The following is a 26,624-nucleotide window of genomic DNA, read 5'->3' as shown; positions in this document are numbered from 1 at the left end:
GCTACAAATTGAATAGCAATACGCCCTAGAAGAATCTGTGCTGGAGGCCGATTTGAGGCTTAACCCTCCACAGCCCACCAGGCCGGCAGCAGCCGCTGCACCTCGGCCCGCGCGAAGCGGTCGTCGATGAGGTGCACCACGCCCTCGTCGCTGGGCGAGCGGATCACGCGGCCGGCCGCCTGCACCACCTTCTGCAAACCCGGGTAGAGGTAGGTGTAGTCGTAGCCCGCGCCGAAGAGGGCGTGCATGCGCTGGCGGATCTGCTCGTTCACCGGGTTCATCTGCGGCAGCCCGAGCGTGGACAGGAACGCGCCGATCAGGCGCCGGCCCGGCAGGTCGATGCCCTCGGAGAACGCGCCGCCCAGCACGGCGAAGCCGATGCCCTCGCCGCCCTCGGTGAAGCGCGCCAGGAACTCGCGCTGCCCGGCCTCCTGCATGCGGCGCGACTGCAGCCAGTGCGGCACCTGCGGGTGGCGCCGCGCGAACGCCTCGGCCACCTGCTGCAGGTATTCGTAGCTGCTGAAGAACGCCAGGTAGTTGCCCGGTCGGTCAGCGAACTGCCGCGCCATCAGGTCCGCGATCGGCACGAGCGAGGCGGACCGGTCCGGGTAGCGCGTGGAGATGTGGCGGGCCACGGCCACGCGCAGCTGGGCAGCCTGGAAGGGCGAGGCCACGTCCACGCCGGCATGGCCGGCCGGCAGGCCGAGCAGGTCGGCGTAGTAGCGCGCCGGCTGCAGCGTGGCGGAAAACAGCGTGCTGGTGTGCGCCGCCGCGAAGCGCGGCGCCAGGAACGGTGCCGGCACCACGTTGCGCAGGCAGACCACCGAGCTGCCGGGCGCGCCGCCGGGGGCGCGGGTTACGTCCACCATCGAATGCGTGTCCAGGCACTCGGCCAGCCGCTGGGTGTGCAGCAGCTCCAGGTAGAAGGCCTGCAGCGCCGGGTCCATCTGCTCGGGGTGCTCCGCGAAATGGTCGGCCAGGGCGCTGCCGCACTGCTGCAGCGCGGCCAGCAGCGCGGCGGGGAAGGCCTCGTGCACGGTGTAGGCCCCCGGCTGCGCCTTGTCCAGCGCCACCCAGGCACGGCGCACCTTGTCCAGGGCCTTCTTCACCGCCGGCACGCGGGCGGCGGTGTCCGAATGCCGCGCCTGGTAGAGCGAATCGGGCAGCAGCTCGGCCGTGTACATGCGGCGGCCGCGCTCCACGAGGTTGTGCGCCTCGTCCACCAGCACCGCCACGCGCCACTGGTTGGCCTGCGCCAGGCCGTGCAGCAGCGCGCCGGCATCGAAGTAGTAGTGGTAGTCGCCCACGACCACGTCGGCCCACCGGGCGAGCTCCTGGCCCAGGTAGTAGGGGCACACGCCGTGGGCCAGGGCGGCATCGCGCACGTGGGCCTGGTCCAGCAGGGGCCGGTCGCCGCCGCCCGCCGTGGGCGAAAGCGCTGCCGCGCGCGCGGCCGGCAGGCGGTCGTAGAAACCCCGGGCCAGCGGGCACGACTCGCCGTGGCAGGCCTGCCCGGGGTGCTCGCAGGCCTTGTCGCGCGCGATCATCTCCAGCACGCGCAGCGGCAGGCGGCCGGCAGGCGCCGGGGCCTGTGCGCCATCGCCCCCCGGCGCAGCGGCCAGGTCCGCCACCGGCTGCGCCGCGGCGATGCGGGCCAGCGCATCCAGCGCCACCTGCCGGCCCGAGGTCTTGGCGGTGAGAAAGAACACCTTGTCCAGCCGCTCGCCCGGCGCCGCCTTGAGCAGCGGGAACAGCGTGCCCACCGTCTTGCCGATGCCGGTGGGCGCCTGCGCCAGCAGGCAGCGCCCGGCGGTGGCGCTGCGGTACACGGCCTCGGCCAGGGGCCGCTGCCCGGTGCGAAAGCCTCCGAACGGAAACACCGCCGCGCGCAGCGCCGCATCGCGCGTGGCGCGGTGGGCCGCCTCCTGCTCGGCCCAGCCGAGAAAGCGCTCGCACTGCGCCTCGAAGTGGGCGCGCAGGGCGTCGGCCGTGCAGGGCTCGACCAGCACCGTCTCCTGCTGGCTGCCGATGTCGAAGTACACCAGGGCCACGTCGATCCGCGCGAGCTGCCGCGCCTGGCACAGCAGCCACCCATACACCTTGGCCTGCGCCCAGTGCAGCGCGCGGTGCGAGTCGGGCTGCCGGTCCAGCCGGCCCTTGAAGGTCTTGACCTCGTCCAGCCGGCCCGCGGCGGGATCGAACCCGTCGGCCCGGCCGCGCACATGCAGGTGGCGGTAGTGGCCTTCCAGCGCCACCTCGCTCTCGTAGCCCGGGCCGGCGCCCGCGCCCCGGCCCGCCATGCGCCGCTGGGCCACGGTGGCATGGCCGGCGATGCCTTCGAGCGCGGTGGGCGCGGGGGTGAAGCGCAGGTCCAGATCGCCCTGCTTGGCCGTGAACTCGCACAGCTCGCGCACGGCCACGGTGTACATCAGGCCGTGCCCTCGCAGGGGTCCGGCGCCGGGCCCCGGGCCGCCTCCCGCGAAAGGTCGGCATCCTCCAGGCCAGCGAGCCCCTCGCCCAGCAGCCCCTGCGCCGGCTCGCCCTCGCTGCGCAGCGGCGTGGCCTTGCACAGCGCCATCCAGACGGCGAACGGCAGGCTGCAGCCCGCGTGGCGGGCGGGGCGCAGCAGCTCGAACCGGCCGTGGTCGATCTCGCCGTGCAGCACCCACACGCCGAACGGCTCGGGAATCTCCTCGGGCGCGGCCACGCCGGCCGGGAACACGTAGTAGCACTCCTCGCACAGCCACTGGTAGGCCTGTCGCTTGGCGCCGTGCCGCAGGTCGGACAGCAGGTCGGCGCGGCTGGCCTTCACCTCGTGCACCATGGGCTGCAGGTAGGCGGGCACGGTGGTGTTGCGCACCGAGAACAGATCGGGCCGCGCCATGCGCCACACCTGGGCGGCGGCGCGGGCCGGGGGCGCATCGGCCTCGTCGTCGGCCCAAAGCCGGCCCGGTGCCGCGGCGCGACCCGCCAACGGCGCTGCGGCGGGCCCTTCGGAGGCCAGGGCCACCTCCGGGGGCGCCGGCTCGATGGCGGCGCGCAGCGACAGCTCGCGCCAGACGATGCGGCCGGCGCCCAGCAGGTGCTCGGCAAAGCGCTGGGCCAGCCGGTCGTGCGCGCTCAGGGCCCGCAGGCCGCGCTGGCGGGCCTCGGCCAGCCACTGGATGCCCGCGTCCGTCAGGCGCAGCACCGCGTGGCCCTCGGGCGCGGTGTGCAGCGCGACCATGCGCGCCGCCAGCAGGTCGATCTCCAGCGCGTCCTGGCAGGGCCAGCCGGCCGAACGCCAGATCTGCATCAGGCGGGTGCGGTGGGAACGGGTGAGCGTGGGCTCGGGCATGGTGGGAGGCGGTGGGGGCCCGGGTGCAGGGGGGTGGGGGTGAGAGTGCGCGAAGGCACTGATTATAAAAACAGTGCCCGCCACCTGCCATGCGCTCCTGTCCCACACCCACGCCGCACGGGGTGTTACGCCGCCGGGCCAGGGGCCGGTGTACCTTGGCGGCTTCGCATTCCTTCCCGGTTGTCCTCACACGCCACGCATGCCCTCTACCGCCTTCGCACGCTTGCGCCCCATCGCCCTGGCCTGGACCGCAGGGGCGGCACTGATGCTGCCGCCGCCCGCGCTCGCCACGCCCCCCGACCCCTCGCCCCCGGCGACCACCCCTGCGCCGCCCTGGGCCAAGGCCCTGCAGCGCGAGCTGGACCGCGTCGCCGCGCACAGCAGCGCGGCCTTCGGCGTGCACGTGCGCGACCTGGACACGGGGCAGTCCTTCTCCTTTCACGGCGAGGAGCGCTGGTACCTGGCCTCGTCCATCAAGGTGCCGGTGGCCATCGCCGTGCTGCGCGGCGTGGAGCGCGGCGACTACACGCTGGACACGCCGCTCACCCTGCGCGCCACCGACTACGTGGACGGCGCCGGGCCCGCCAAGAACCAGCCGGTGGGCGCGGCGCTCAGCATGCGCTGGCTGCTGGAGCAGATGATCGTGTACAGCGACAACACCGCCAGCGACATGCTGATCGACCTCGTCGGCCTGCGCGAGGTGAACGCGCTGGTGCAGTCGGTGGTGCCGGGCGGCTTCGAGCGCATCACGCACCTGGCGGATGTGCGGCGCCAGGCCTACGCCCAGCTCACGCCCGAGGCCGTGCACCTGTCGGGGCGCGACTTCATCGCGCTCCACCAGCAGCGCACCGATGCCGATGTGAAGGCCACCCTCGCACGCCTGCTGCGGGTGCCGGCCGATGGCCTTCGGCCCCTGTCGGTGGGCGAGGCCTACGAGGCCTACTACGCCAGCGGGCTCAACTCCGGGCGGCTCGATGCGTACGCCGAACTGCTCGCGCAGCTGGTGGAAGGCAAGCTCCTGGAGCCGCGCCACACGGCCTACCTGCTGGGCGTGATGGAACGCGTGAAGACAGGCCCCAACCGCATCAAGGCCGGACTACCCACCCGTGCGCGCTTCGCCCACAAGACCGGCACGCAGCGCGCCCGAACATGCGACTCGGGCCTCGTGACGGTGCCGCGCCTGCCGACAGACCGGCGCGTGATCGTGGTGGCCTGCACGCGCGGCGAACTGTCCACGGCCCGGTCCGACCGCACGCTTCGGCAGGTCGGCATCGCCCTCTGCCAGTCGGGCCTGTTGTCGGATGGAAAACCCCATGAAACTCCCTGCCAAACCGTGCCGAGCCGCGCCGCGGCCCCTTCCGGCACCACGGGCCCGGGGGGCCACCCTGGCCCTGCTGTTCCTGGCGCTGGCGTGGACGACGACCCACCCTGAGCCCGCCCACGCCGCGCCCGCCTGGGCCGATGCGCTGCGACAGCAGGTGGAACGCATCGAACAGGCCACGCCCGGCCAACTGGGCCTGTACGTCAAGCGGCTCGATAACGGCGAGACCTTCGCGCATGCGGCCGACCGGCCCTGGTACCTGGCCTCGTCCGTCAAGCTGCCGGTGGCGATCGCCGTGCTGCAGGAGGCCGAGGCCGGCCGCCTGCGCCTGGACCAGCAACTCGTGGTGCAGGCGCGCGACAAGGTCGACGGCTCGGGCGCCGTGGTCTGGCAGCCCGAAGGCACGCGCCACAGCGTGCAATCGCTGCTCCAGCGCATGCTGATGGAGAGCGACAACACGGCCGCCAACATGCTCATCCGCGCGGTGGGCGAAGACACGCTGAACCAGCGCGCGCAGGCCCTGCTGGGCGGCCGCGGCGTGGGCCGCATCACCAACTTCACCGAAGTGCGCTACCAGGTCTATGCCGAGGCCCACCCCGACGCGCGCCGGCTCTCCAACATGGACCTGGTGCGCATCGCAGGCGCCCCCGTGGGCCCCAAGCGCCTGCAGGCGCTCGCCCGCACGCTCGGCGTGGCGCCCTCCGCGCTGCGCGTGCAGACCCTGGACGAGGCCTACGACCGCTACTACCGCACGAACCACAACACCGCCACGCTGGAGGGCTACGGCGCCATGCTGGAAAAGCTGGTGCGCGGCCAGCTCGTTTCGCCGGCGCACCAGCAGCTGCTCTACAAGGACCTGAAGTTCGACACCTACGACGCCTACCGCCTGGAGGCCGGCCTGCCGCGCACCGTGCGGTTCATCCACAAGACCGGCACGCAGCTGCACCGGGCCTGCCACATGGGCGTGATCGACCCGCAGGACAACGGGCGCAACGCCATCGTGGTGGCCGCCTGCGCCGAGGGGCTGGACGAGATGAAGGAGGCCGGCAAGGCCTTCGAACAGGTGGGCCGCGCGATCACGCAGACGATGCTGCAGGACCGGATACCGGCCAAGGGCCGCGGCACGCCTGCGGGCCCCCAGGCGGGAAGCAGGCCGCCGCTCTAAGCCGCCTGCAGCCGTGCGGCGCGCTCTGCGGAGCGCTGCCCTTCCGTGGCCCGCAGCGATGCCATCTGGGCCAGGATCTGCTCCTGCTTTTCCAGCAGGCGGGGGCCGTGGATGCCGTGCACGTCCCCGGCCAGGCCCCGCGCCACCGCGCCGAGCGCCTTCTCGAAATCCGCGCGCTGCTGCCAGGCATAGGCCAGGTTGAGTTGGGTGCGCGCGTCCTTCGGATCGATGCGCTGCGCCTGAAAGTACGCCTCCTGGGCCTCGCCATGCCGCTCCAGGCAGTAAAGGCAATCGCCCAGGACGTTCCACAACCAGGCGCTCAGCCACGGGTTGATGTCCAGCGCGCTGCGCGCTAACTCGATGCCTGCGGCGAAGTCACGCAACTGGATGCCCACGAACTCCGCCACCTCGCCCAGCAGCCGCCAGTCCCGCGGATTGCGCGCAATGGCCAGGCGGTAGCTTTCGAGCGCGGCATCCTGCCGGCCGGCCTGCAGGTGCCCGCGCGCGTCCTGCGCCGGGCCATCGAAGAACTGCTGCGCATCGGCGCAAAAACGGTTGCCGAACGCCGCAATGGTGCGCTCCTGCTCCGCCTTGACCAACAGGCGGGCATGGATGGCGCGCGTGGCATCGCCCTCCGGCACCACCACGCGCCAGCCGTCGCGGTCGAACAGTTGCCCGAGCAGCGGGAAATTCAGTCCGATCGCGCTGGTCTTGCCGAAGCGCTGGGGCGCCGCCGACTCCGCAGCTGCCTGGGGCGTGCTGGCACCATAGTCGTTAATGAGGATGAAGCCCCCGTCCACCAACTGCCCCTGCAGCGTGTGCAGTGCGCCGAAAGCCCCGTGGTTGACCAGCAGCTTCGGCACCGGATCGGCCCGCTCCAGCGCCTGCCCGGCAAATGGCGGCAGTTCGCCCTCCAGCGGAAAGAAGTCCACCTCGTAATCGAACAGGCCCGCCAGCGGCAGCAGCAATGCGCGTTGGTCCGGATCGTGGGCATTCGCCAAGGCCCGGATCTCCTCCAGGCCCAGGGGGGTGTACTGGCGCACCAGGTCGGCGTTGTCGGTCAGCCGGGTGCGCACGCGCAGTTCCTCGATGCGTTCCCCCTGGCGGCGCAGCACCGTGGCGGGCAGCACGTCGAGCACGTAGTTGCAGAACACGGCCTGCAGCGCCTGCAGCGACTGGACCCTTCCGTCAGCGAGGCGGATCTCGGTCGGCCGGGTGGCATCGCATCGCGCCATGACCACCTGTGCCCCGAACGCATCGAACATGCGGCGCTCGCGCCACTGCGCCAGCGTGCGCTCGGACGCATCGGTGACGAAATACACCAGTTGCCTGTCGAAGGCGCGGCCTTCCTGCTGGCAAAGCTGGTTGAAGGCCTGCAGAAAATAGCGCGCGAACAGACCGCAGCCCGCGCCCAGTTCGAGCACATGGATCGGACCGGCCGGCTCGGTCGAAACACAGTGGTTGAACAGCAGCGCGGCCGCGTCTTCCGACAGCCGCCCACTGTTGTTCACCACGAACGGCACTTCGTTCTCGGCGAACGCCAGCAGCCCCGCCCGGGCCCAATGCAGATGGCCCAGGTCCCACTCGATGCTCTCGGCAATGGGCCGGAAACCCTGAAGCTCGTGCGAGGCGACCTTGACGCAAGACAGCACGTCCTGTGGAGAGCGCGGTCCCGAAGGCATCGCGCTGGCGGACTCGGGATTGAAGGGCAAGGGGATGCGCGCGGCACCCTCCAGGGAAAAATCATTTCTCAAGATAGGGCCCCTCGGGCATGGACTGTCGAACGGCAAAACTTCGCAGGGGCGAAGACGCCTGCAGGTACGGACCGGCCAAGGCACCGAGGCCCGGTCCGGGACCCGTGCATCAGGGCACGGCGGTCCACTTCACCCAGTTGTCATCGGCGGCCTGGAAGTCCGCCTTCAGCGTCTTGCGCATGGCGTCGACCTCGGCCTGCGCAATGTCGGCATCCTTGACCTGCTTTCCGGTGGCCGCCGTTCGCGCCTTGGCCAGATCGGATTTCGTCACCGCCGCGTTGCCGGCCCAGATGGCTTTCGCCGTGCCGACATTCGCCCAGTATTTGCCCTGGGACTGCAGGTCGGCCTGGTAGGCCGCTTTCCAGCGCATGTTGCTCGCGGACACCGCGTTCAACAGCTGGGCCAGCGATCGCTGGTTGCTCACGCCCTTCTGCGCGAACGCCTGCAGATGCACCCGCTCGAAGTTCAGCGGCAGCAGCCCTTCCTTGGCGGCCAGCAGATCGCGCTCGTTCCACCAGCGGGTCGCCTCGCCGGCCTTGGCGGCTTCGAGCCCGTTGAGCCAGTCGGCATCGGTGGCAATCACGCCGTTGCCCTTGACCCACTGGAAACGCCGAAAGCCGATGTCCGCCGCGCGACCGAAGTTGTGGTTGCTCTCCCCTGGCCCGGCATTGGTCTGCGTTTCTGCCGCCTGCTGGGCGAAGGTGCGGCGGCGGCCCGTGGGGGTGATCCACAGGACGATCTTGTGGGTGTCGTACATCTGCTGCACCAGGTTGGACAGCTTGGCGCGGAAGGTGGGCTCGTACTCCGCATCGCTGGCGATCGCCGCCTTGCTGATGGCCGCATCCTTGGCATCGGCCGCGATGTACACCGTCTTGGAGCCGGGGGAAGAGCGCATCGCCTGATGGGTGGCCGGCAGCATGGCATTGAGTTTTTGCAACGTCGCGCTGCCAGGGGCGACCAGACCCAGTGTCTCCTGGGCTCCGCCCGCCGCAGCCGGCACGGGTGGTACGGCCGCAGGCCCTTTCGCTGCAGCGGCCTTGGCGACCGGGCTCTGTGCCAGCTTCTGGTCGATCTGAAAGCGTTCGATCGCCGCGCGGGTCTGCCCACCGTAGCTGCCGTCGTAATCCACGCTGAGGTAGGGCGCATTCTTGGCGTCCTTGATGACCCGCAGCATGGCTTGCAGAAGTGCCACGTCGTGGCCCTGGTTCTTGGCGCCTTCTCCGACGCTGTCCTTGATGTCCGGCATGGTGTTCCCTCGGTGCGATGGTTCGGGCTTACGGGTTGGAGGATGAACGCGGCGACAGGCGACTGAGCAGATGCTGCCGTGCCTGCAGGCCTGGCTGGCACTGCCCCAGGCGCGCCGCCTCTGCACTGGCCTGCTCGGGTGCCACCGCCAGTGCGATCAGCGCGTAGCGGTGGGGCACCCGCCCTTTGCCAGGCCAGGTGTCCACCACGCCATATCCCGCGAAACAGGCCGACGCGGCGCGTGCAGCGCGGGCCGCACGGACGGTGGGATACGAACCCGCCACCACCGCTTGCACGGCGGCCAGAGACGGTTCTTCGGAAAACACCTGCCGTTTGGCGTTCCACGCCAGGCGCTGGGCGGACACCTTGTCGGCCGCATCGTCATCGGGGGAAAAGAACACGGAAAGGTACATGGGCGCATGGCCTGGCGTGGCGATGACCTGGGACACGTAGGGTCCCTGAGGTTCGCTGCGCGACCATGCCGTCTTGAGAGTGCCCTGCGAAGCCACGTACAGCGCATGGCGGCGCTTGGGGTGGTCGAACCCGGCCATCTGCGTGACCAGCAAGGCGCGCGCACCAGAGGGCTTGCCCGGCTCCACCGGCACGGCGCTCGCCGACGCGGTGACCGTGCCTTCCTCTTCCCCGGTCGACCAGACGCGGGGCGCGGCGGTGTTTGCCAGAAACGGGCCGGTCCCGGGCTGCGGGACGTCCAGCGGCTGCGCGGGCGCTGCAGAGGCAGGCCACTCCAGCGCCGTGCCCCCCAGTACCGACACACCCGCACCGCCTTCGGCCAGCGGCTCACCGGCCCCGGACAGCAGGCGAACCTCGAAAGCACAGGCCGCATCCTTGCATGCGGCAAGGGAAAGCTCGTAGCCCTGCCGCACCCCAGGCGCCGGCTGGCCATTCACCGGGAAAGACTCCAGCACCTGGCGGGAGGAAGGAACGTCGCTTTGTGCGGATGATGCGGCATTGGCCACCCCTGCCAGCAGCAGGACGGACGCCATCACCCCCAGCGCTCGGGTGGCGGCGGGCACGCCAACCGACGGGCAGGCACTGCGACATGACGATGAGGGGGAAACCATGGACATCCGCCTAGAAAAAGAACGAAACACGGTGCGCTGGCCCCAAGGAAGGACAGGCAAAGCATGCGCGCGCCAGGCCATGCGCTTCGGGCAAAACCGGGGGCCATGGCAACGCCCGGCGCAGCGTTCGAGAGCGAACGCCGGCGGATGGTACCGGGCGCGTTACACCTGATCCAGTCTTCTTACGAGCTGAATCAATTAAGGCCGCGGTGTCAGGCGGGTGTCATCCAACGGTGCTCTCCCCCTGCCCGCAAACCCGCAGCACCTCGGCCCCATACGCCTCCATCTTCTTGGCCCCCATGCCGCTGATGCCCTGCAGATCGTCCAGCGTGGACGGGTTGCGTTCGGCGATCGCGGCCAGCGTGGCGTCGTGGAAGATCACGTAGGCGGGCAGGTTGTGCTCGCGCGCAACCTCGGCGCGCCAGGCCTTGAGGTTGATGAAGCGCACCTGAGCGTCCGGCCCCAGGTTGGCCGCGGCGGCCGGGGGGGCGGCGCCGCGGCGCGTGCGCCGGGCCGGCGTGGCGGCCGTGGATTCGCGCAGCTGCACCGGCGTCTGGCCCTTGAGGACCGGGCGCGAGCCGTCGGTGAGGCTGAGCGTGTCGAAGCTGTGGCCGCTCTCCAGCATCACCTTGTGCAGGCCCACGGCGCCGGTGGCCAGCAGTTGGCGCAGCACGCCGCGCAACTGCGCCTCGGAGTAGTCCTTGCCCAGGCCGAAGGTGGAAAGCTGGTCGTGGCCGAACTGCTTGACCTTTTCGGTGTCCTTGCCGCGCACGATGTCCATGATGTGCCCGGTGCCGAAGGTCAGGCCGCTGGCCTCGTGCACGCGGTAGATGGTGGACAGCAGTTTGCGCGCCGCATCCGTGCCGTCCCACACCGCGGGCGGGCTGATGCAGTTGTCGCAGTTGCCGCATGTGGCCCCCACGCTCTGCACTTCGTGTCCTCGCTGCCCCCCAAGGGGGCTGCTCGCGCCTTGGGGCGGCCCGGCGGTGCTCGATGGCTCGCCATAGACTTCGCCGAAATAGCCCAGCAGCCGCACGCGCCGGCAATCGGTGGCCTCGGCCAGGGCCAGCAGCGCGTCGAGCTTGCCGCGCATGACCTGCTTGAATTCCTCGCCCGCCGGGCTTTCGTCGATCATGCGGCGCTGGTTCACCACGTCCTGCAGGCCGTAGGCCATCCAGGCGTCGGCCGGCAGGCCATCGCGGCCGGCGCGGCCGGTCTCCTGGTAGTAGCCCTCGATGTTCTTGGGCATGTCCACGTGCGCGACGAAGCGCACGTCGGGCTTGTCGATGCCCATGCCGAAGGCGATGGTGGCCACCATCACGATGCCCTCCTCGCGCAGGAAGCGGTCCTGGTTCTGCTGGCGCACTTCGGGCGGCAGGCCGGCGTGGTAGGGCAGCGATTTCAGGCCCGCGTCCACCAGCGCGGCGGACATTTCTTCGACGCGCTTGCGTGACTGGCAATAGACCACGCCCGCGTCTTCGGGGTGTTCACGCTCGATGAAGCGCAGCAGCTGCGCGAGCGGCTCCTTCTTTTCTTCGATGCGGTAGCGGATGTTGGGCCGGTCGAAGCTGCTGACGAAGTGCTGCGCGCCTTCGAGCTGCAGCCGCTCGACGATATCGGCCCGCGTGAGCGCATCGGCCGTGGCGGTGAGCGCGATGCGCGGCACGCCGGCATAGCGCTCGTGCAGCACGGTGAGCGCGCGGTACTCGGGACGGAAGTCGTGGCCCCACTGGCTCACGCAGTGCGCCTCGTCGATGGCGAACATCGACAGTTGCCCGCGCTGGTGCAGGCCGTCCAGCAGCTCCAGGAATCGCGGCGTGGTCAGCCGCTCGGGCGCGGCGTAGAGCATGGTGATGTCACCGCGCGCCACGCGCTTTTCCAGCTCCTGCGTCTGCTGCCAGTCGAGCGTGGAATTGAGGTAGGCCGCATCGACGCCCGCCTCGTGCAGTGCGCCCACCTGGTCGTGCATGAGCGCGATGAGCGGCGAGACGACGATGGCCACGCCCTGCCCCGCATCGCGCCGCACGATGGCCGGCACCTGGTAGCACAGCGACTTGCCGCCGCCCGTGGGCATCAGCACCAGGGCGTCGCCGCCGGCGATCACGTGCTCGACGATGGCCTGCTGGGGGCCGCGGAACTGGTCATAGCCAAAGACGTCGTGCAGAACGAAATGCGCGGGGGACAAAATCGAATACTCTCTTTTTGATAGCAAATCGCCCTAGTGGAATATGCACTAGAGGCCGATTGGATGGGAATTTCCCGGCCCCGCCGCGCCAGGCGGCCCACCAGGAAAGGCGCTTATTGTGCGCCGGCCCCGCGAACCCACCACCGGCCGGCGGCCCCCAACGATTCGCAACGCGAATGGATCGCTCCGATTATTCAATTGGACGCGAATCGCTGCGCCGGACAAGATGCCTTCAGCCCCGGCACAGGGGCATGGCCTACCGACCCAGGAGACAAACGACATGAAGCACCTCATCCCGGCCCTGCTGGCAGCCTGCGGCCTGGCCGCCGCCGTGGCGCCCGCACGGGCCCAGCAGCCGCCGTACCCCAACGCCCCCATCACCCTGATCGTGCCGTTCGCGGCCGGCAGCGGCACGGACTCGGTCGCGCGCACCGTCGGGCAAAAGCTCGCGGAGCGCCTGAAGCAGCCGGTGCTGGTGGACAACAAGCCCGGTGCCAACGCGCAGGTGGCCGCGCAGATCGCAGCCAAGGCCAAGCCGGACGGCTACACGCTGTTCATGACGACCAACACGTCGCACTCGGCCAACCCGGCGCTCTACAGCCACCTGAAGTACGACCCCATCAAGGACTTCACGCCGGTGGCGCGGGTGGGCGAGCTGCCCTTCGCGCTGGCGGTGCACCCCGGCGTGCCGGCGAAGACGCTGGCCGAGCTGATCGACTACGCGCGCGCCAACCCGGGCAAGCTGAGCTACGCCACGCCCAACAGCACCTCGCTGGTGGCGATGGAGAGCATCAAGCACATCGCCCAGGTCGATGTGCTGAGCATCCCCTACAAGTCGAGCCCCCAGGCCATGACGGACCTGGTGGGCGGGCAGGTGCAGGTCTACGTGGCCGACCTGGGTTCGGGCAGGAGCATGCTCACCAGCGACAAGGTGCGCACGCTGGGCATCACCACCACGCAGCCCTCGCCCCTGCTGCCGGGCGTGCCGCCGATCGGGCAGACGGTGAAGGGATTCGACCTCACGTCCTGGAACGGCATCTTCGGGCCGGCCGGCATGCCGCCGGCCATCGTGAACCGCCTGAACACGGAGCTGCAGGCCGTGCTGGCCGAAAAGGACACGCAGGACAAGCTCGCGCAGATCGGCTTCCAGGTGTGGCCCAGCAAGACGCCGCAGGAGTTCGCGACCTACGTGGCCGACCAGCTGGCCCACTGGCGCACGCTGATCCAGCAGGCCCGCATCCAGCCCGAATGAACGACATCCCCCTGAGCGGCGTTGCCGCTTCCCCCTTGCTCTCGCATCGCTGCGCGCTGCGGGAAGGGGGACGACGCCAGCGCGGCGGGGCGGCCCTTGCGCGGCGTCTGCTCGCGCGGACCGCACCAGTGGCACAGGCCGCTGCCCCTGTCAGACGTTCTGGAGAATGGCATGACCGACAACACGCATAGCACTTCACGCACCGGCCCCCTGGCGGGCGTGCGGATCCTGGACCTGACCTCGGTCATCATGGGCCCGTTCGCCACGCAGATCCTCGCCCAGTTGGGCGCGGAGGTCATCAAGGTGGAAACGCCCGATGGCGACAACATGCGCCACGTGGGCCCCATGCGCCACCCCGGCATGGGCCACATCTTCCTGCATGCCAACGCGGGCAAGCGCAGCATCGCGCTGGACCTCAAGCACCCGGAGGGCCGCGAGGCCGCGCTGCGGCTGGCCGAGCGCTGCGACGTGCTCATCAGCAACGTGCGCCCGCAGGCCCTGGCGCGGCTGGGCCTGGACCCGGCCAGCGTGGCCGCGCGCAACCCGCGCCTCATCCACGTGAGCTGCTGCGGCTTCGATCAGGAGGGCCCCGACGCGGCGCGCCCCGCCTACGACGACCTGATCCAGGGCGCCACCGGCATCCCGTGGCTCATGCAGCGCTACGGCGCGCCCGAGCCGGCCTATGCGCCGACCACGCTGTCGGACCGCGTGACCGGGCTGCATGCGGTGTACGCGGTGACGGCGGCGCTCTATGCCCGCGAGAAGACGGGCCAGGGCCAGGCCATCGTCGTGCCCATGTTCGAGGCCATGGCGCAGTTCATCCTGGGCGACCACATGGCGGGCCTGACCTTCGAGCCGCCGCAGGGCGAGGCCGGCTACGCCCGGCTGCTGACCACGCACCGCAAGCCTTATGCGACGGCCGACGGCATGCTCTGCGTGCTGATCTACAACGACAAGCACTGGCGCAGCTTCTTCGCGGCCATCGGCGAGATCGGCGAGGCGCAGGGCCTGGCGCAGGACCCGCGCTTTGCCACGCACGGCGCCCGCGCGGCGAACATCGATGCCGTCTATGCCGAGGTGGCGCGCATCCTGCGCACCCGCACCACGGCCCAGTGGCAGGCGCTGCTGGATGCCGCCGACGTGCCGCACATGCCGATGAACTCGCCGGCCGACCTGCTCACCAACCCGCAGCTGCGCGCCACGGGCTTCCTGCACGACAGCGTGCACCCCACCGAGGGGCCCATGCACGCCATGGCCCATCCCACGCGCTGGTCGGCCACCCCGCCGCCCCGCACCTTGGCGCCTGCGCCGCAACTGGGCGAACACACCCGCGCCCTGCTGGCCGAGGCCGGCTACACCCCCACCCAGATCGACGCCCTGCTCGCGCAAAACGCCTGCCACGCCGCCACCGGAGAACCCGCATGACCCTCGCCACCCCCACCACCGCGCCCCGGTACCGCGTGCGCGCCGCCCAGGTGCCCAGCTACCAGCCCGCCAACCACCACCACACGCACAACCAGCGCCTGATCGGCCCCGAGACGGTGGGCGCGCGGCAGATGGAAGTGCTGCTGGGCACGCTGCACAAGGGCGGCGGCGCCCTGCCCCACGCCCATCCGGGCATCGAGCAGTCGTGCTATCTGCTCGAAGGCACGGCCCGCGCCGAAGTGGCGGGCGAGGCCTTCGACATGGTGCCGGGCGACATGTGCTTCTTTCCGGCCGACCAGATGCATGTCTTCACCGTGACCAGCGACACCCCCGTGAAGCTGCTGGTGATCTACAGCCCGCCCTACGGCGAATCGCCCGACAAGGTGATCCGGCCCGCCCCATGAATTTCGACCTCTCTCCCGAACACGCCCAGATCCGGGACGCGATCGAGCGCGTGTGCGCCCCGTTCGATGCCGACTACTGGCTGCGCCGCGACCGCGAAGGCGGCTTTCCGGAGGACTTCCACCGCGCGCTGGCCGACGCCGGCTGGCTGGGCATCGCCATGCCCGAGGCCTATGGCGGCGCCGGCCTGGGGATCCGCGAGGCCGCGCTGATGATGCACACGATCTCCGCCACGGGCGCGGGGCTGTCCGGCGCCTCGGCGGTGCACATGAACATCTTCGGCCTGCACCCGGTGGTGGTGTTCGGCACCGAAGCGCAGAAGGCGCGCTGGCTGCCGCCGCTGATCGCGGGCCGCGACAAGGCCTGCTTCGGCGTGACCGAACCCAACACCGGGCTGAACACGCTCCAGCTCAAGACCCGCGCGGTGCGGGAGGGCGACCATTACGTGGTGCACGGCCAGAAGGTCTGGATCAGCACCGCGCAGGTGGCCAACAAGATCCTGCTGCTGGCGCGCACCACGCCGGTGGAGCAATGCCGCGGCACCGAAGGCCTGAGCCTGTTCTACACCGACCTGGACCGCCGCACGGTCGAGGTGCGCGAGATCGACAAGCTGGGGCGCAAATGCGTGGATTCGAACCAGGTGTTCATCGACGGCCTGCGCATTCCGGTGGAAGACCGGGTGGGCGAGGAAGGACAGGGCTTTCAATACATCCTGCACGGCCTGAACCCCGAGCGCATCCTGATCGCCAGCGAGGCCGTGGGCCTGGGCCGCGCGGCGCTGGCGCGCGCCGCAGGCTATGCCAGGGAGCGCGAGGTGTTCGGCCGCCCCATCGGCCAGAACCAGGGCATCCAGCACCCGCTGGCCCTGTCGTGGATGGAGCTGGAGGCCGCGCACCTCATGGTGCAGAAAGCCGCATGGCTGTACGACCAGCACCTGCCGTGCGCGGCCGAGGCCAACGCCGCCAAGTACCTGGCGGCCGAGGCCGGCTACCACGCCTGCGAGCGCGCCATCTTCACCCACGGCGGCATGGGCTACGCCAAGGAATACCACGTGGAGCGCTACCTGCGCGAGTCATGGATACCGCGCCTGGCGCCGGTGAGCCCGCAGCTCATCCTGTGCTTCATCGCCGAGAAGGTGCTGGGCCTGCCGAAATCCTATTGAACGGCCGCAAGCCGGTGCCGGCGCTGCGGGCCGCGCTGGCATCATCGCCGCCATGAAACTGCACCTCCTGCGCTACTTCGCCGTGCTGGCCGAGGAACTGCACTTCGGCCGGGCGGCCGAGCGGCTGGCCATCACGCAGCCGCCGCTCAGTTCGGGCATCAAGGCGCTGGAGGACGAACTGGGCGTGCGGCTGTTCGAGCGCACGAGCAAGCAGGTGGCGCTCACGCCAGCCGGCCATGCCTACCTGGCCGAGGTGCGCGTGGCGCTCGACCGCGTGGCCCGCGCCGGCGAGACGGCCCGCGCCGTGGCCGCGGGGCAGCGCGGCCGGCTGGACATCGGCTTCACCGGCTCCATGGTGTACCGCGACATGCCCGCCATCGTGCGCGCCTTCGGCGAGCGCGCGCCGGGCATCGAGGTCAACCTGCGCGAGATGTCCTCGGGCGAGCAGCTCGAAGCCCTGCTGCACCGGCAGTTGCATGCCGGCTTCATCAATGCGAGCGTCGTGCCAGCGCCGCTGCGCAGCCTGCCGCTGGCCGAGGACCATTTCGTGGCCTGCCTGCCGCAGGACCACACCCTGGCGGGCCAGGCGGAAGTCGACCTGCGTAGCCTCGCCGACGAGACCTTCGTGATGTTCGCGCGCGACGTGGCGCCGGCCAACCACGACAACGTCATCGCCCTCTTCCACCGTGCCGGCATCCACCCCCACACGCGCCATGCCACCCGGCAGTGGCTCACCGTGGTGGCGCTGGTGGCCATGCGCATGGGCGTGGCCCTGGTGCCGGCCTCGATGGCGCAGGCGGCCGTCCAGGGCGTGCGGTTCGTGCCCATCGCCCACCTGGAGCATCCGACCGTCGGGGTCCTGGCGTGGCATGGCGACGCGTTGACGCCGGTGCTGCAGACCTTCCTCGACGTGGCCGGGCACGGCAAGGGTTGACGCGGCTTCCTACAATCGGGGGATGACTCCGCTCCACTACACCCGCGCCCGACAGCTACCCGACATCCTGGCCCGCCGCATCGCCATCCTCGACGGCGCCATGGGCACCATGATCCAGCGCTTCAAGCTGGGCGAGGCCCAGTACCGCGGCGAGGGCTACAGCGGCCCGGACGGCGCGGGCGACCGGTTCAAGGACTTCCCGCGCGACGTGAAGGGCAACAACGAGCTGCTGAGCCTCACGCGGCCGGACGTGATCCGCGACATCCACGAGCGGTATCTGGCCGCCGGCGCGGACCTGATCGAGACCAACACCTTCGGCGCCACGACCATCGCGCAGGAGGACTACAAGATGGCCGATCTCGCGCGCGAGATGAACCTGAAATCGGCGCAGCTGGCCCGTGCCGCCTGCGACAAATACTCAACGCCCGACAAGCCCCGCTTCGTGGCCGGCGCCCTGGGCCCCACGCCCAAGACGGCCAGCATCAGCCCCGACGTGAACGACCCGGGCGCACGCAACGTCGATTTCGAGCAGCTGCGCGCGGCCTACTACGAGCAGACCGAGGCCCTGGTCGAAGGCGGCTCCGACGTGCTGCTGGTCGAGACCATCTTCGACACGCTCAACGCCAAGGCGGCCCTCTTCGCCATCGACGAGTTCTTCGAGAAAAGCGGCGAGCGCCTGCCGCTCATCATCAGCGGCACGGTGACCGACGCCTCCGGCCGGATTCTCTCGGGCCAGACGGTGACGGCCTTCTGGCACAGCGTGCGCCACGCCCGCCCGCTGGCCATCGGCCTGAACTGCGCCTTGGGCGCCACCCTGATGCGCCCCTACATCCAGGAGCTGAACCGGGTGGCGGAAGACACCTTCATCAGCTGCTACCCCAACGCCGGCCTGCCCAACCCGATGAGCGACACGGGCTTCGACGAGACGCCCGAGGTCACCAGCCGGCTGGTGCACGAATTCGCCGCCGAAGGGCTGGTCAACATCGTGGGCGGCTGCTGCGGCACCACGCCGGACCACATCGCGGCCATCGGCCAGGCCGTGGCGCCCGTGCCGGCACGCAAGCTGTTCTACCCCGAAGCCGCCTGATCCCAATGGGGCCGGATCGGCCCCCATTCGAAGCCCCTGGCCCCGGCACGGGCCCGCGGCCACCACCGGGCGATGCAGGACACGCCGCTTTCCTACCGGACGGCCGCGTGTTCGCCCTTACGATCCGCCGTCCTCACTCCGATGGGCTACCGTGCGGTCTTTGCGCATCCAACTGCTTCTTTTCTGGGCCTTTCTGCTGGCCGCCTGTGCCCTGGTCGCGGCCATCATCGTGGTGCTTTACCAGACGGGCTCGGGCGCCCAGGTGGCGTCCAGCCGGGCACGCGCCGCGCAGGCCTGCGAGGACATCGCCACGCGCTACGCCAAGTCGGTGCCCACGGTGCCGGCCGACACCCCCCAGACCGACCTGCTGCGCGTGCTGCTGCACGTGGTGCTGCTGGAAGTGCCGCAGGTGGAAGGCGGCGTCTGGCGCGCCGGCAGCGGCATGCTGGCCTACGCCTACCCGACCTATGAAGGCAGCGGCGTCAAGATCGACGTGCCGGCCGCCGAGCAGCCGCTCATCGTCGAATTGGCCAAGCAGGCCGGCAGCACCGGCCAGCCCATCGTGAACCTGGTGCGCGGCAGCCGCGAGGTGCTGATCGTCGCGGCCTGCCCCCTGGCCGCGCACCCCGGCACCGCGGTGTGGACCATGACACGCGCCCACGCCGGCGCCATCGCCGCACAGGACACCCTGCGCACCGGCATCGCGGTGCTGGCGCTGCTGGTGGTGGCCTCGGGTGCCTGGCTGGGCTGGATGCTGCTGCGCGGCCTGCGCCAGGTGCGGCGCCTGGAAGGCGCGCTGGCGCAGGCCCAGGGCGACGCCGTGCCGCACCTGGAGCGCACCGGCATCCGCGAGCTGGACCGCATCGTCGACGGCTTCAATGCGTTCGGCACCCGCCTGGAAGACGCCCGCGCCCGGCTGAAGGAGGCCCTGGCCCAGCGCCACCGCGACCTGCGCCTGACCGCCCTGGGCCGCATGACGGCCTCGGTCGCGCACGAGATCCGCAATCCCATCGCCGCCATGCGCCTGAAGGCGGACAACGCCCTGGCCGCGCCGCCGGCCCGCCATGCCGACGCGCTGGCGTCCATCGTCACGCAGATCGACCGGCTGGAGGGCCTGGTGCAAAGCCTGCTCTCGCTGGTGCAGCCGCTCAACCTCCACCCCCGCACCGTGCCGCTCCGCCCCTGGCTGCAGGAACGGCTGGACACCGCCCGCCCGGGCTCGCAAGCCCGTGGCGTGCGGCTGGCGCTGCGCGGCGAGGCCCCCGCCGACGCCGTGTTCGACCCCGTGCACGCGGCGCGCGCCATCGACAACCTGCTGGACAACGCCGTGCGCCATGCGCCGGCCGGCGGCGAGGCCGTGCTGTCGGCGCAGGTGGATGCGGCACGCACCCTGTGCACGCTGACGGTGGAGGACGACGGCCCCGGCGTGCCCGAAGACCTGCGGGCGCAACTGTTCGAGCCCTTCGCCACCGGCCGCGCCGACGGCAACGGCCTGGGGCTGGCCCTGGCGCGCGAAGTGGCGCTGGCCCATGGCGGCGACCTGCACTACGCGCCCCGCGAGGGCGGCGGCGCCCGTTTCATCCTGGAGCTGCCATGGCGCGCCTCTTAGTCGTCGATGACGACGCGGCCTTCCGCGAATCGCTGGTCGAAACCCTGCAGAGCCTGGGCCATGAAGTGCACGGCGCCAGTGGCGGGGCCGAGGCGCTGCGCCAGGTGGAGCGCCACCGCTACAGCGCCATCTTCCTGGACCAGCGCATGCCCGGCATGGACGGGCTGCAGACGCTGCAGGCGCTGGCCGCGCGCATGGCCCGGCTGCCGCCCGTGCTGGTGCTCACCGCCTACGCCAGCGGCTCGGGCACCATCGAGGCCATGCGCCTGGGGGCGTTCGACCACCTGACCAAGCCCGTGAGCCGCGCGGCCGTGGTGGAGGTGCTGGAGCGCGCCCTGCGCTCCGAGGCCGACGCCGGTGCCACGGCCGCCGCTCCCGCGCCGCCGCGCGATGCACAGGAGGACGGCGAGCTCATCGGCATCAGCGAAGCCATGCGCGAGGTGCACAAGCGCATCGGCATGGCCGCCGCGAGCGATGCCCCGGTGCTGATCGAGGGCGAGACCGGCACCGGCAAGGAGCTGGTGGCGCGCGCCCTGCACCGGCATTCCACGCGCGCGGCGGGCCCGTTCGTGGCGGTGAACTGCGCGGCGATTCCGAAGGAGTTGCTGGAAAGCGAGCTGTTCGGCCATGTGAAAGGTGCCTTCACCGGCGCGGCCACCGAGCGGCCCGGGTGCTTTCGCGCAGCCGATGGCGGCGTGCTGCTGCTCGACGAGATCGGCGACATGGCGCCGGAGGTGCAGGCCAAGCTGCTGCGCGCGCTGCAGGAGGGCGAAGTCACGCCATTGGGCAGCCACCGGCCCGTGAAGGTGAACGTGCGCGTGCTGGCCGCCACGCACCGCGACCTCGCGGCGGCCGTGCGCGAAGGGCGGTTTCGGGAAGACCTGCGCTACCGGCTGGATGTGCTGCACATCGTGCTGCCGCCGCTGCGCGAGCGCCTGGCCGACATCGTGCCGCTGGCCGAGCATTTCCTGCGCGTCGCGGCGGCGCCGCAGCCCGCCAAACGGCTGTCGGCCGGCGCGGCGCGTGCGCTGCTGGACCACGCCTGGCCCGGCAACGTGCGCGAACTGCGCAATGCCATGGAGCGCTGCCATGCCCTGCAGCGCGGCCCGGTGGTGGGAGCCGCCGACCTGGGGCTGCAGCCATCGCCGACCCCGCCCGATGACCCCGGCCACAGCCACCGCACCGGGTCGGGCGACGCCTTGCCCGCCGCCTGGCTGGAGGGATCGCTGCCGCAGGCCATCGAGCGGCTGGAGCGGCAGATGCTGGCACACGCGCTCGCGCAGGCTCAGGGCAACCGCTCGCTCGCCGCGCGGCGGTTGGGCATCCACCGCCAGTTGCTCTACAGCAAGCTCACGCAATACGGCATCGAATGACCGCAAGCCTGTCGCAAAAGCGGACAACCTGTCGCCATTCCACCCAGTGCGCGCGCCCGCCATCGCACGCAAGTGGTTGATTCATAAGGAATCTGGCGTTGGCACGCGTCTTGAGTGAGAAAGCGCATCCCCACTCGAAAGGACGACTTTCATGACGCTCCACCCCTTGATCCGCACCAGCCTGATGGCCGCCGCCCTTGCCGCCGCCAGCGCCCACGCGCAATTGCCCCCACCCCCGCCCGGCGGGCCGGGCCCCCTGGCCCAGACCCCCGCCGCCGAGCAGTCCGCGACCGCGAGCGGCCGGCTGCAGCGCTGGCTGCCCAACCCGAACGGCGAGGCGGATGGCCTGCTGCTGCAGGATGGCACGCAGATCGCCTTCCCGCCCCACCTGTCGGAGTCCCTCACCGCATGGCTGCGCCCCGGCGACCCGTTGGAGGTGACCGGCTGGCACCGTCCCGACGCGCCCGTGCTGCGCGCCGAGAGCTTCCAGTCGCAGGGCCGCACGGTGCAGGACACGCCGCCCACCCCCGGCCAGCGCCCCCCGCCGCCCCCACGCGAAGCCCTGACGGCCCTGCAGGCCAATGGCCGCGTGGCCCAGGTGCTGTTCAACAGCCGCGGCGATGCGCATGGCCTGCTGCTGGAAGACGGCGTCGTCGTGCGCTTTCCGCCCCACATGGGCACGTCGGTCGCGGCGCTGCTCAAGCCCGGCGCCACCGTGGCGGTGCGCGGCTGGGGCACCCGCAACGCGCTGGGCACCGGCATGGAAGCGGCGCAGATGGGCGCCACGCCGGACACCCTGCAGGACATGCTGGGCGGCCCGATCGGCGCCCCGGCACTGCGCCCATGAAGCCATCGCCCGGCCCGCTCCATACACCCGTTTCTTCTTTCCTCACCCATTCGGAGACACCATGAGCAAACCCCAGGAAATGATCGACGTCTGGTCCCTCGAAGGCCAGTTCCAGCATGCCCTCTACAGCCCGCGCGGCGACGTGGAGGGCGTGATGATCGACGTGGACGGCGTGCCTGCGCAGTTCGTGTTCGGCAAGCACGACGACCGTGCGGCACGGTCCTTCGAGGCCCTGCGCGCCGGCCAGACGGTGGTCGTCGATGGCACCGTGGCGCCACCGCCACCCCACGGCGAGGCCGCGCACGAGGTCTATGCGTTCGAGCGGCTGGTGTCCATCGACGGCCAGGCGTTCGCGCCGGACGACGCACCGCGCCAGGTGAAAGGCCATGTGGCGCACCTGCACCACGCCCGGCACGGCGAGCCCAACGGCGTGGTGCTGGACACGGGCGATTTCGTCCACACGCGACCCGATGGCTTTGCCCGGCTGCACCTGAAGCCGGGCGATGCGGTGACGGCCGAGGGCCCCGCCCGGCCCTTGCGCGGCAGCACCGGTGCCCACGTGATCGAGGCGCACACCGTCAACGGCCAAGCCGTGCCGGGCAAACCCGCCAAGCCGTGACGCCATGACCGCCGCGCACACCGCCCCTGGCGCGCTTTCCGCGCCCACCCCGCCCGCATCGCCGCCCGCCCGCACGGGCGTTGCGGCCGGGGCTTCCCTGACCGCCCTGGCCTGGATGGCGTTCTTCATGGCGGACGTGCGCGACGGGCTCGGTCCGTTCCTCGCCACCTACCTGCAGACCCAGCGCATCGACCAGACGATGATCGGCATCGTGCTGTCCGCCGGGGGGCTGGCCGCCATGGCGGCCACGCCGCTGGCCGGCGCCCTCGCGGACCGTACGCGTGCCAAGCGGGCGCTGGTGGCGGTCTGCGCGCTGGCGGTGCTGGGCGCCAGCGCCGTCGCCTTCCTGACCCGGTCGCCCAGCCTGCTCGTGCTGTCGCAGGTGCTCACCGGCGCGGCCGGCGCCGTGCTGGCGGCCGCACTGGCCGCGCTCACGCTCGGGCTGGCGCGCAGCGCCGGCCTGCGCCGCCAGACCGGCCGCAACGAGGCCTACAGCCACGCCGGCAACATCGTGTCCGCGCTGGGGGCCGCGGCCTTTGCGCACTGGATGGGCGCGCCCTGGATGCTCGTCGTCATGACCGCCATGGCCGTGGGTGCGCTGGCGTGCCTGCGGGCGATCCGGCCCGGCGACATCGACCATGTGGCCGCGCGCGGCGCCGAAGCCGACGGTGCCAAGCCTGCCCCCTCCTCCCATCCCGAAGCCGTGGCACCCGAAGGTTTTCGCGCGTTTCTGGGCCACCGCGCGCTGTGGTGCTTCGGGCTGGCCTGCGCGCTCTTTCATCTGGGCAATGCGTCCATGCTGCCGCTGCTGAACCAGCGGCTCGCCGCCACGGTGCCCGACTCGTCCCCGCTGCTGTGGACGGGCGTCGCCATCGTGGTCGCCCAACTCACCATGGTGCCGGTGGCCCTGTGGGTGTCGCGCAGCCGGCGGTGGGGCCTGCAGGTGTTCGTCTACATCGCCATCCTGGCCCTCCCCGTGCGGGGCGTCATCGCCTGGGCCATCCCCGATGCCTGGGCCAACATTCCCGTGCAGGTGCTCGACGGCCTGGCGGCCGGCGCGCTGGGCGTGGCCACGCCGCTGATGGTGGAACGGTACGTGCGCGGCAGCGGCCGCTACAACACCGCGCTGGGGCTGGTGATGACGCTGCAAGGCGTGGGCGCCGCGCTGAGCCCCGCCGTTGCCAACAGCGTGGTCGGGGCACAGGGGCATTTCGGCCTCGCGTTCGCCGTGCTGGCGGGCTGCGCGGTGCTGGCCCTGCCGGTCTTCTGGCTGGCGCAGCGGACTGCGGGCCACCGCGGCGCGGCAACCGCACCGCCGCCGCCCTTGCCGGCCTGAGCGGGAAGGACCCTCCCACGCCGTTCCGATTGACGCCTGCGGGCCTGCTGCGTTACAACATGTTTCCTGCCGCGTCCCGATGGCTGATACCGATTCTCCGGTGCAACCCCTGCGTTGCCTGCCCCCGCGGCCTGTCCCAACCGAAACTGCAGGGAGCACTCCGCATGGCACGACGCGACGGCATCCACGACATCTCCATGGGCGCGCACGACGCCCTGCATGCGATCGGCCGCCGGGCTGACGCCCTGTTGCTGGGCATCGTCGCCCTGGGCGGGGCCGTCGCCCTCTGGATCGGCGTGGTGCACGGCCGGCCCGGCACCGCCGCGCTGTGGGGCCTGGGGCTGACGGGCCTGGCCGCCCTGGCCTACCTGCTGGCACGCGGCACGCTGCTCAGCCGGCTGGCCATGGTGGTGGCCGGCATGGGCATGGTGGCGCTGCACATCCAGCTCAGCCTGGGCGCCACCGAAATGCACTTCGGCGTGTTCGTGTTCCTGGCCTTCCTGCTGGCCTACCGCGACTGGCGGCCCATCCTCTTCGCGGCGGGGCTGATTGCCGTGCACCACATCGCGTTCGACCGGCTGCAATTGGCGGGGCTGCCGATCTATTGCCTGACCGAGCCCGACTTCGGCCGCATCCTCGTCCATGCCAGCTTCGTGGTGGTGCAGACCGCGGTGGAAGTCGCTATCGCCCTGCGCACGCGGGCCGACGCCATCGAGTCGGCCGAGCTGCAGCAGCTGTGCCGCCTGCAGCCGAACGGCCAGCTGTCGCTGGACGTGGGCCACGTGGCCGTGCGCAGCGCGGCGGCCCGGGCGCTGCAGGGTGCCTTGGGGCGTCTCAATGGCGTGGTGGCCGACGTGCACCAGGCCGCGGCCGGCCTGGCGTCGGCCTCGGGCGAGATCGCCTCCGGCAACCACGACCTGAGCCAGCGCACCGAGCGCACCGCCTCGCACCTGCAGGAGGCCGCCGCATCCATGGAGCAGCTGGACGGCGTGGTACGCCACAGCGTGCAGGAGGCCGTGGCCGCGCGCCGCCTGACGCAGGAGGCCACGCAACTGGCCGAACGATGCGGCGGCGTGGTGACGGAGGTGGTGGCCACCATGGAGGGCATCCATTCCAGCGCCGGCCGCATTGCCGACATCGTGGGCGTGATCGACGGCATCGCCTTCCAGACCAACATACTGGCGCTGAATGCGGCCGTGGAAGCCGCCCGTGCCGGCGAGCAGGGCCGGGGCTTCGCCGTGGTGGCCAGCGAGGTGCGGGCCCTGGCCGGGCGCAGCGCCGAGGCTGCGCGCGAGGTGCGCACGCTGATCGCCGCCTCGGTGGCGCAGGCCGAGCGCGGCAGCACGCTGGCGGCCGACGCGGGCCGCAACATGCAGAACGTGGTCGATTGCGCACGGCGCGCCTCGCAGGTGGTGGGCACCATCAGCACGTCGGTCGAAGGCCAGTCCAGCGACCTGGGCCGCGTGAGCACGTCGGTCACCGAACTCGACCACATGACCCAGCAGAACGCCGCGCTGGTCGAACAGTCCTCCGCCGCGGCGGCCAGCCTGCTGGAGCATGCCGGCCGGCTGAAAAGCGTGGTGGAGGGCTTTCAGTTCCAGGCGCCGCGCGGCACGCTGGCGGCGCCCGCCTGAGACGGCGGCGCATGCCGCCTCGCGTCAGGCGAGCTTGAGGTACACCGTTCCCTGCTCCACACGGACGGGGTAGCTGCGCAGGCCCTGGGTGAGCGGTGCACACAGCGCGCTGCCGTCCCGCACGTCGAAGCGGCCCTGGTGCAGCGGGCACTCGATTTCGTGCCCCTCCAGGAAACCGTCGCACAGCCGCGCATTGCCGTGCGTGCACAGGTTGTCGGTGGCGAACACTTCGCCGTCCACGGTGTAGAGCGCCACGTCGCGTCCCTCGACGGTCACGCCCACCACGTCGTCCTCGGGCAGGTCGGCGCGCGCGGTCGCCTCGGTCCATCCGGTGTCGATTGCTGGCATGGTGTGTCTCCTCTCAGATGGGGTAGATGATGGAATTCGGGATCATTTCGCTGTCGTAGATGCACTCCTTGCGGGCGAAGCGCAGGCCCTCGGGCGTGCGCACCACCACGTCCAGGTAGCGCCCGACGTTGAACACCGTGGAGGGCTCCGAGAGCTTGGTGCGAAAGACGGCGTAGTTCGCCTCGCACGCCCAGCGGCCCTCACCGGCCTGGCGCACGATCGGCGCACCGATCACGTGTCGCTGGTAATACGGGTCGTGGAACAGCGTCTCGCGGATGCCGTAGACGCGGTCCTTGAGCATGCCCTGGCTGTCGAACGACAGCGTGGCCAGCGGCAAGCCGCGCTCGTGGTTCTCGCGCGGCTGCAGGCGGTAGAGGCAGTCTTCGGTGAAGAAGCCCGGCCACCGGTCCCACTGCGCTGCGTCGAGCGCGGCGGCGTAGTCGGCATAGAGCTGCTGCAGGGCGAAATAGTCGGCGAATTCGATCGCGGTGGATTGGACGTCCATGG

Annotated in this window: 22 protein-coding genes; 14 read left to right on the top strand and 8 right to left on the bottom strand. The window is 71.0% G+C overall.

Going from position 1 to position 26,624, the window contains the following annotated elements; all coding sequences use genetic code 11:
• Positions 1 to 59: 59 nt before the first annotated feature.
• Positions 60 to 2,429, bottom strand: a complete 2,370-nt coding sequence (locus R1Z03_RS04265) for an ATP-dependent DNA helicase (protein WP_317357164.1) — start codon at positions 2,427 to 2,429, stop codon at positions 60 to 62.
• Positions 2,429 to 3,337, bottom strand: a complete 909-nt coding sequence (locus R1Z03_RS04260; protein WP_317357162.1) for a hypothetical protein — start codon at positions 3,335 to 3,337, stop codon at positions 2,429 to 2,431. Before R1Z03_RS04260 ends, R1Z03_RS04265 begins: the two co-directional genes overlap by 1 nt.
• Positions 3,338 to 3,602: 265 nt before the next feature.
• Between R1Z03_RS04260 and R1Z03_RS04255 the strand changes: the two genes are divergently transcribed.
• A complete protein-coding gene (locus tag R1Z03_RS04255) occupies positions 3,603 to 4,769 on the top strand; it encodes a serine hydrolase (RefSeq protein ID WP_317357160.1) in 1,167 nt (388 codons plus the stop codon).
• On the top strand, positions 4,651 to 5,823 hold the full coding sequence (locus tag R1Z03_RS04250; RefSeq protein ID WP_317357158.1) for a serine hydrolase: 1,173 nt from the start codon (positions 4,651 to 4,653) through the stop codon (positions 5,821 to 5,823). The genes R1Z03_RS04255 and R1Z03_RS04250 overlap by 119 nt, the downstream gene beginning before the upstream one ends.
• Here R1Z03_RS04250 and R1Z03_RS04245 read toward each other — a convergent pair.
• The 4 genes from R1Z03_RS04245 to R1Z03_RS04230 form a co-directional block, all read right to left on the bottom strand.
• Positions 5,820 to 7,577 (bottom strand): SAM-dependent methyltransferase, encoded by a 1,758-nt coding sequence (locus R1Z03_RS04245; protein WP_317357156.1) that lies wholly within the window; start codon positions 7,575 to 7,577, stop codon positions 5,820 to 5,822. The genes R1Z03_RS04250 and R1Z03_RS04245 overlap by 4 nt on opposite strands.
• Positions 7,578 to 7,686: 109 nt before the next feature.
• Positions 7,687 to 8,823, bottom strand: coding sequence for a M15 family metallopeptidase (locus R1Z03_RS04240; protein ID WP_317357155.1), 1,137 nt, complete (start codon positions 8,821 to 8,823; stop codon positions 7,687 to 7,689).
• A gap of 28 nt (positions 8,824 to 8,851) precedes the next feature.
• Positions 8,852 to 9,856, bottom strand: coding sequence for a hypothetical protein (locus R1Z03_RS04235; protein ID WP_317357153.1), 1,005 nt, complete (start codon positions 9,854 to 9,856; stop codon positions 8,852 to 8,854).
• Between the two features lie 271 nt (positions 9,857 to 10,127).
• Complete coding sequence (locus tag R1Z03_RS04230) at positions 10,128 to 12,089, bottom strand: RecQ family ATP-dependent DNA helicase (protein ID WP_317357151.1); 1,962 nt, start codon at positions 12,087 to 12,089, stop codon at positions 10,128 to 10,130.
• A 280-nt stretch (positions 12,090 to 12,369) separates the two neighbouring features.
• On the opposite strand from R1Z03_RS04230, the gene R1Z03_RS04225 reads away from it, so the two are divergent.
• From R1Z03_RS04225 to R1Z03_RS04170, 12 genes are all read left to right on the top strand, one after another.
• Positions 12,370 to 13,341 carry a tripartite tricarboxylate transporter substrate binding protein gene (locus R1Z03_RS04225; RefSeq protein WP_284430357.1) on the top strand — a complete coding sequence of 324 codons (972 nt, stop codon included), beginning with the start codon at positions 12,370 to 12,372 and terminating at the stop codon, positions 13,339 to 13,341.
• A gap of 171 nt (positions 13,342 to 13,512) precedes the next feature.
• Positions 13,513 to 14,766 (top strand): CaiB/BaiF CoA-transferase family protein, encoded by a 1,254-nt coding sequence (locus R1Z03_RS04220; protein ID WP_284425276.1) that lies wholly within the window; start codon positions 13,513 to 13,515, stop codon positions 14,764 to 14,766.
• Complete coding sequence (locus R1Z03_RS04215) at positions 14,763 to 15,170, top strand: cupin domain-containing protein (protein ID WP_317357147.1); 408 nt, start codon at positions 14,763 to 14,765, stop codon at positions 15,168 to 15,170. Before R1Z03_RS04220 ends, R1Z03_RS04215 begins: the two co-directional genes overlap by 4 nt.
• The gene (locus tag R1Z03_RS04210) at positions 15,167 to 16,330 is read left to right on the top strand and encodes an acyl-CoA dehydrogenase family protein (RefSeq protein WP_284425274.1); all 1,164 of its coding nucleotides are present in this window, start codon (positions 15,167 to 15,169) and stop codon (positions 16,328 to 16,330) included. The genes R1Z03_RS04215 and R1Z03_RS04210 overlap by 4 nt, the downstream gene beginning before the upstream one ends.
• Before the next feature lie 52 nt (positions 16,331 to 16,382).
• Positions 16,383 to 17,264, top strand: coding sequence for a LysR substrate-binding domain-containing protein (locus R1Z03_RS04205; RefSeq protein ID WP_272566074.1), 882 nt, complete (start codon positions 16,383 to 16,385; stop codon positions 17,262 to 17,264).
• 22 nt (positions 17,265 to 17,286) lie between these two features.
• Entirely contained in the window at positions 17,287 to 18,351 is a 1,065-nt protein-coding gene (locus R1Z03_RS04200; protein WP_284430360.1) for a homocysteine S-methyltransferase family protein, read from the top strand.
• 151 nt (positions 18,352 to 18,502) lie between these two features.
• Positions 18,503 to 19,960, top strand: coding sequence for a HAMP domain-containing sensor histidine kinase (locus tag R1Z03_RS04195; RefSeq protein ID WP_317357142.1), 1,458 nt, complete (start codon positions 18,503 to 18,505; stop codon positions 19,958 to 19,960).
• Positions 19,945 to 21,333 carry a sigma-54 dependent transcriptional regulator gene (locus R1Z03_RS04190; RefSeq protein ID WP_317357140.1) on the top strand — a complete coding sequence of 463 codons (1,389 nt, stop codon included), beginning with the start codon at positions 19,945 to 19,947 and terminating at the stop codon, positions 21,331 to 21,333. The genes R1Z03_RS04195 and R1Z03_RS04190 overlap by 16 nt, the downstream gene beginning before the upstream one ends.
• Before the next feature lie 151 nt (positions 21,334 to 21,484).
• The gene (locus R1Z03_RS04185; protein WP_317357137.1) at positions 21,485 to 22,180 is read left to right on the top strand and encodes a hypothetical protein; all 696 of its coding nucleotides are present in this window, start codon (positions 21,485 to 21,487) and stop codon (positions 22,178 to 22,180) included.
• Positions 22,181 to 22,241: 61 nt separating this feature from the next.
• On the top strand, positions 22,242 to 22,799 hold the full coding sequence (locus R1Z03_RS04180; protein WP_317357135.1) for a hypothetical protein: 558 nt from the start codon (positions 22,242 to 22,244) through the stop codon (positions 22,797 to 22,799).
• 4 nt (positions 22,800 to 22,803) lie between these two features.
• Positions 22,804 to 24,135 (top strand): MFS transporter, encoded by a 1,332-nt coding sequence (locus R1Z03_RS04175; protein ID WP_317357133.1) that lies wholly within the window; start codon positions 22,804 to 22,806, stop codon positions 24,133 to 24,135.
• A gap of 164 nt (positions 24,136 to 24,299) precedes the next feature.
• Positions 24,300 to 25,769, top strand: coding sequence for a methyl-accepting chemotaxis protein (locus tag R1Z03_RS04170; protein ID WP_317357131.1), 1,470 nt, complete (start codon positions 24,300 to 24,302; stop codon positions 25,767 to 25,769).
• A 24-nt stretch (positions 25,770 to 25,793) separates the two neighbouring features.
• Here R1Z03_RS04170 and R1Z03_RS04165 read toward each other — a convergent pair whose 3' ends face one another.
• Positions 25,794 to 26,117, bottom strand: a complete 324-nt coding sequence (locus tag R1Z03_RS04165; RefSeq protein WP_272566083.1) for a non-heme iron oxygenase ferredoxin subunit — start codon at positions 26,115 to 26,117, stop codon at positions 25,794 to 25,796.
• Between the two features lie 13 nt (positions 26,118 to 26,130).
• Positions 26,131 to 26,622: an aromatic-ring-hydroxylating dioxygenase subunit beta gene (locus R1Z03_RS04160; RefSeq protein ID WP_317357128.1), complete on the bottom strand. Its 492-nt coding sequence runs from the start codon at positions 26,620 to 26,622 to the stop codon at positions 26,131 to 26,133.
• Positions 26,623 to 26,624 lie beyond the last annotated feature (2 nt).

Source organism: Acidovorax sp. BLS4 (genome assembly GCF_032929295.1).
In the GTDB taxonomy this organism is placed as follows: domain Bacteria; phylum Pseudomonadota; class Gammaproteobacteria; order Burkholderiales; family Burkholderiaceae_C; genus Paracidovorax.
This window is presented reverse-complemented; position numbering and strand designations above follow the sequence as displayed.

Coding starts and splice junctions, on each gene's coding strand:
- R1Z03_RS04265 (WP_317357164.1), bottom strand. CDS start 2,429: ATGTACACCGTGGCCGTGCGCGAGCTGTGCGAGTTCACGGCCAAGCAG.
- R1Z03_RS04260 (WP_317357162.1), bottom strand. CDS start 3,337: ATGCCCGAGCCCACGCTCACCCGTTCCCACCGCACCCGCCTGATGCAG.
- R1Z03_RS04255 (WP_317357160.1), top strand. CDS start 3,603: ATGCTGCCGCCGCCCGCGCTCGCCACGCCCCCCGACCCCTCGCCCCCG.
- R1Z03_RS04250 (WP_317357158.1), top strand. CDS start 4,651: ATGAAACTCCCTGCCAAACCGTGCCGAGCCGCGCCGCGGCCCCTTCCG.
- R1Z03_RS04240 (WP_317357155.1), bottom strand. CDS start 8,823: ATGCCGGACATCAAGGACAGCGTCGGAGAAGGCGCCAAGAACCAGGGC.
- R1Z03_RS04225 (WP_284430357.1), top strand. CDS start 12,370: ATGAAGCACCTCATCCCGGCCCTGCTGGCAGCCTGCGGCCTGGCCGCC.
- R1Z03_RS04220 (WP_284425276.1), top strand. CDS start 13,513: ATGACCGACAACACGCATAGCACTTCACGCACCGGCCCCCTGGCGGGC.
- R1Z03_RS04215 (WP_317357147.1), top strand. CDS start 14,763: ATGACCCTCGCCACCCCCACCACCGCGCCCCGGTACCGCGTGCGCGCC.
- R1Z03_RS04210 (WP_284425274.1), top strand. CDS start 15,167: ATGAATTTCGACCTCTCTCCCGAACACGCCCAGATCCGGGACGCGATC.
- R1Z03_RS04205 (WP_272566074.1), top strand. CDS start 16,383: ATGAAACTGCACCTCCTGCGCTACTTCGCCGTGCTGGCCGAGGAACTG.
- R1Z03_RS04200 (WP_284430360.1), top strand. CDS start 17,287: ATGACTCCGCTCCACTACACCCGCGCCCGACAGCTACCCGACATCCTG.
- R1Z03_RS04190 (WP_317357140.1), top strand. CDS start 19,945: ATGGCGCGCCTCTTAGTCGTCGATGACGACGCGGCCTTCCGCGAATCG.
- R1Z03_RS04185 (WP_317357137.1), top strand. CDS start 21,485: ATGACGCTCCACCCCTTGATCCGCACCAGCCTGATGGCCGCCGCCCTT.
- R1Z03_RS04180 (WP_317357135.1), top strand. CDS start 22,242: ATGAGCAAACCCCAGGAAATGATCGACGTCTGGTCCCTCGAAGGCCAG.
- R1Z03_RS04175 (WP_317357133.1), top strand. CDS start 22,804: ATGACCGCCGCGCACACCGCCCCTGGCGCGCTTTCCGCGCCCACCCCG.
- R1Z03_RS04170 (WP_317357131.1), top strand. CDS start 24,300: ATGGCACGACGCGACGGCATCCACGACATCTCCATGGGCGCGCACGAC.
- R1Z03_RS04165 (WP_272566083.1), bottom strand. CDS start 26,117: ATGCCAGCAATCGACACCGGATGGACCGAGGCGACCGCGCGCGCCGAC.
- R1Z03_RS04160 (WP_317357128.1), bottom strand. CDS start 26,622: ATGGACGTCCAATCCACCGCGATCGAATTCGCCGACTATTTCGCCCTG.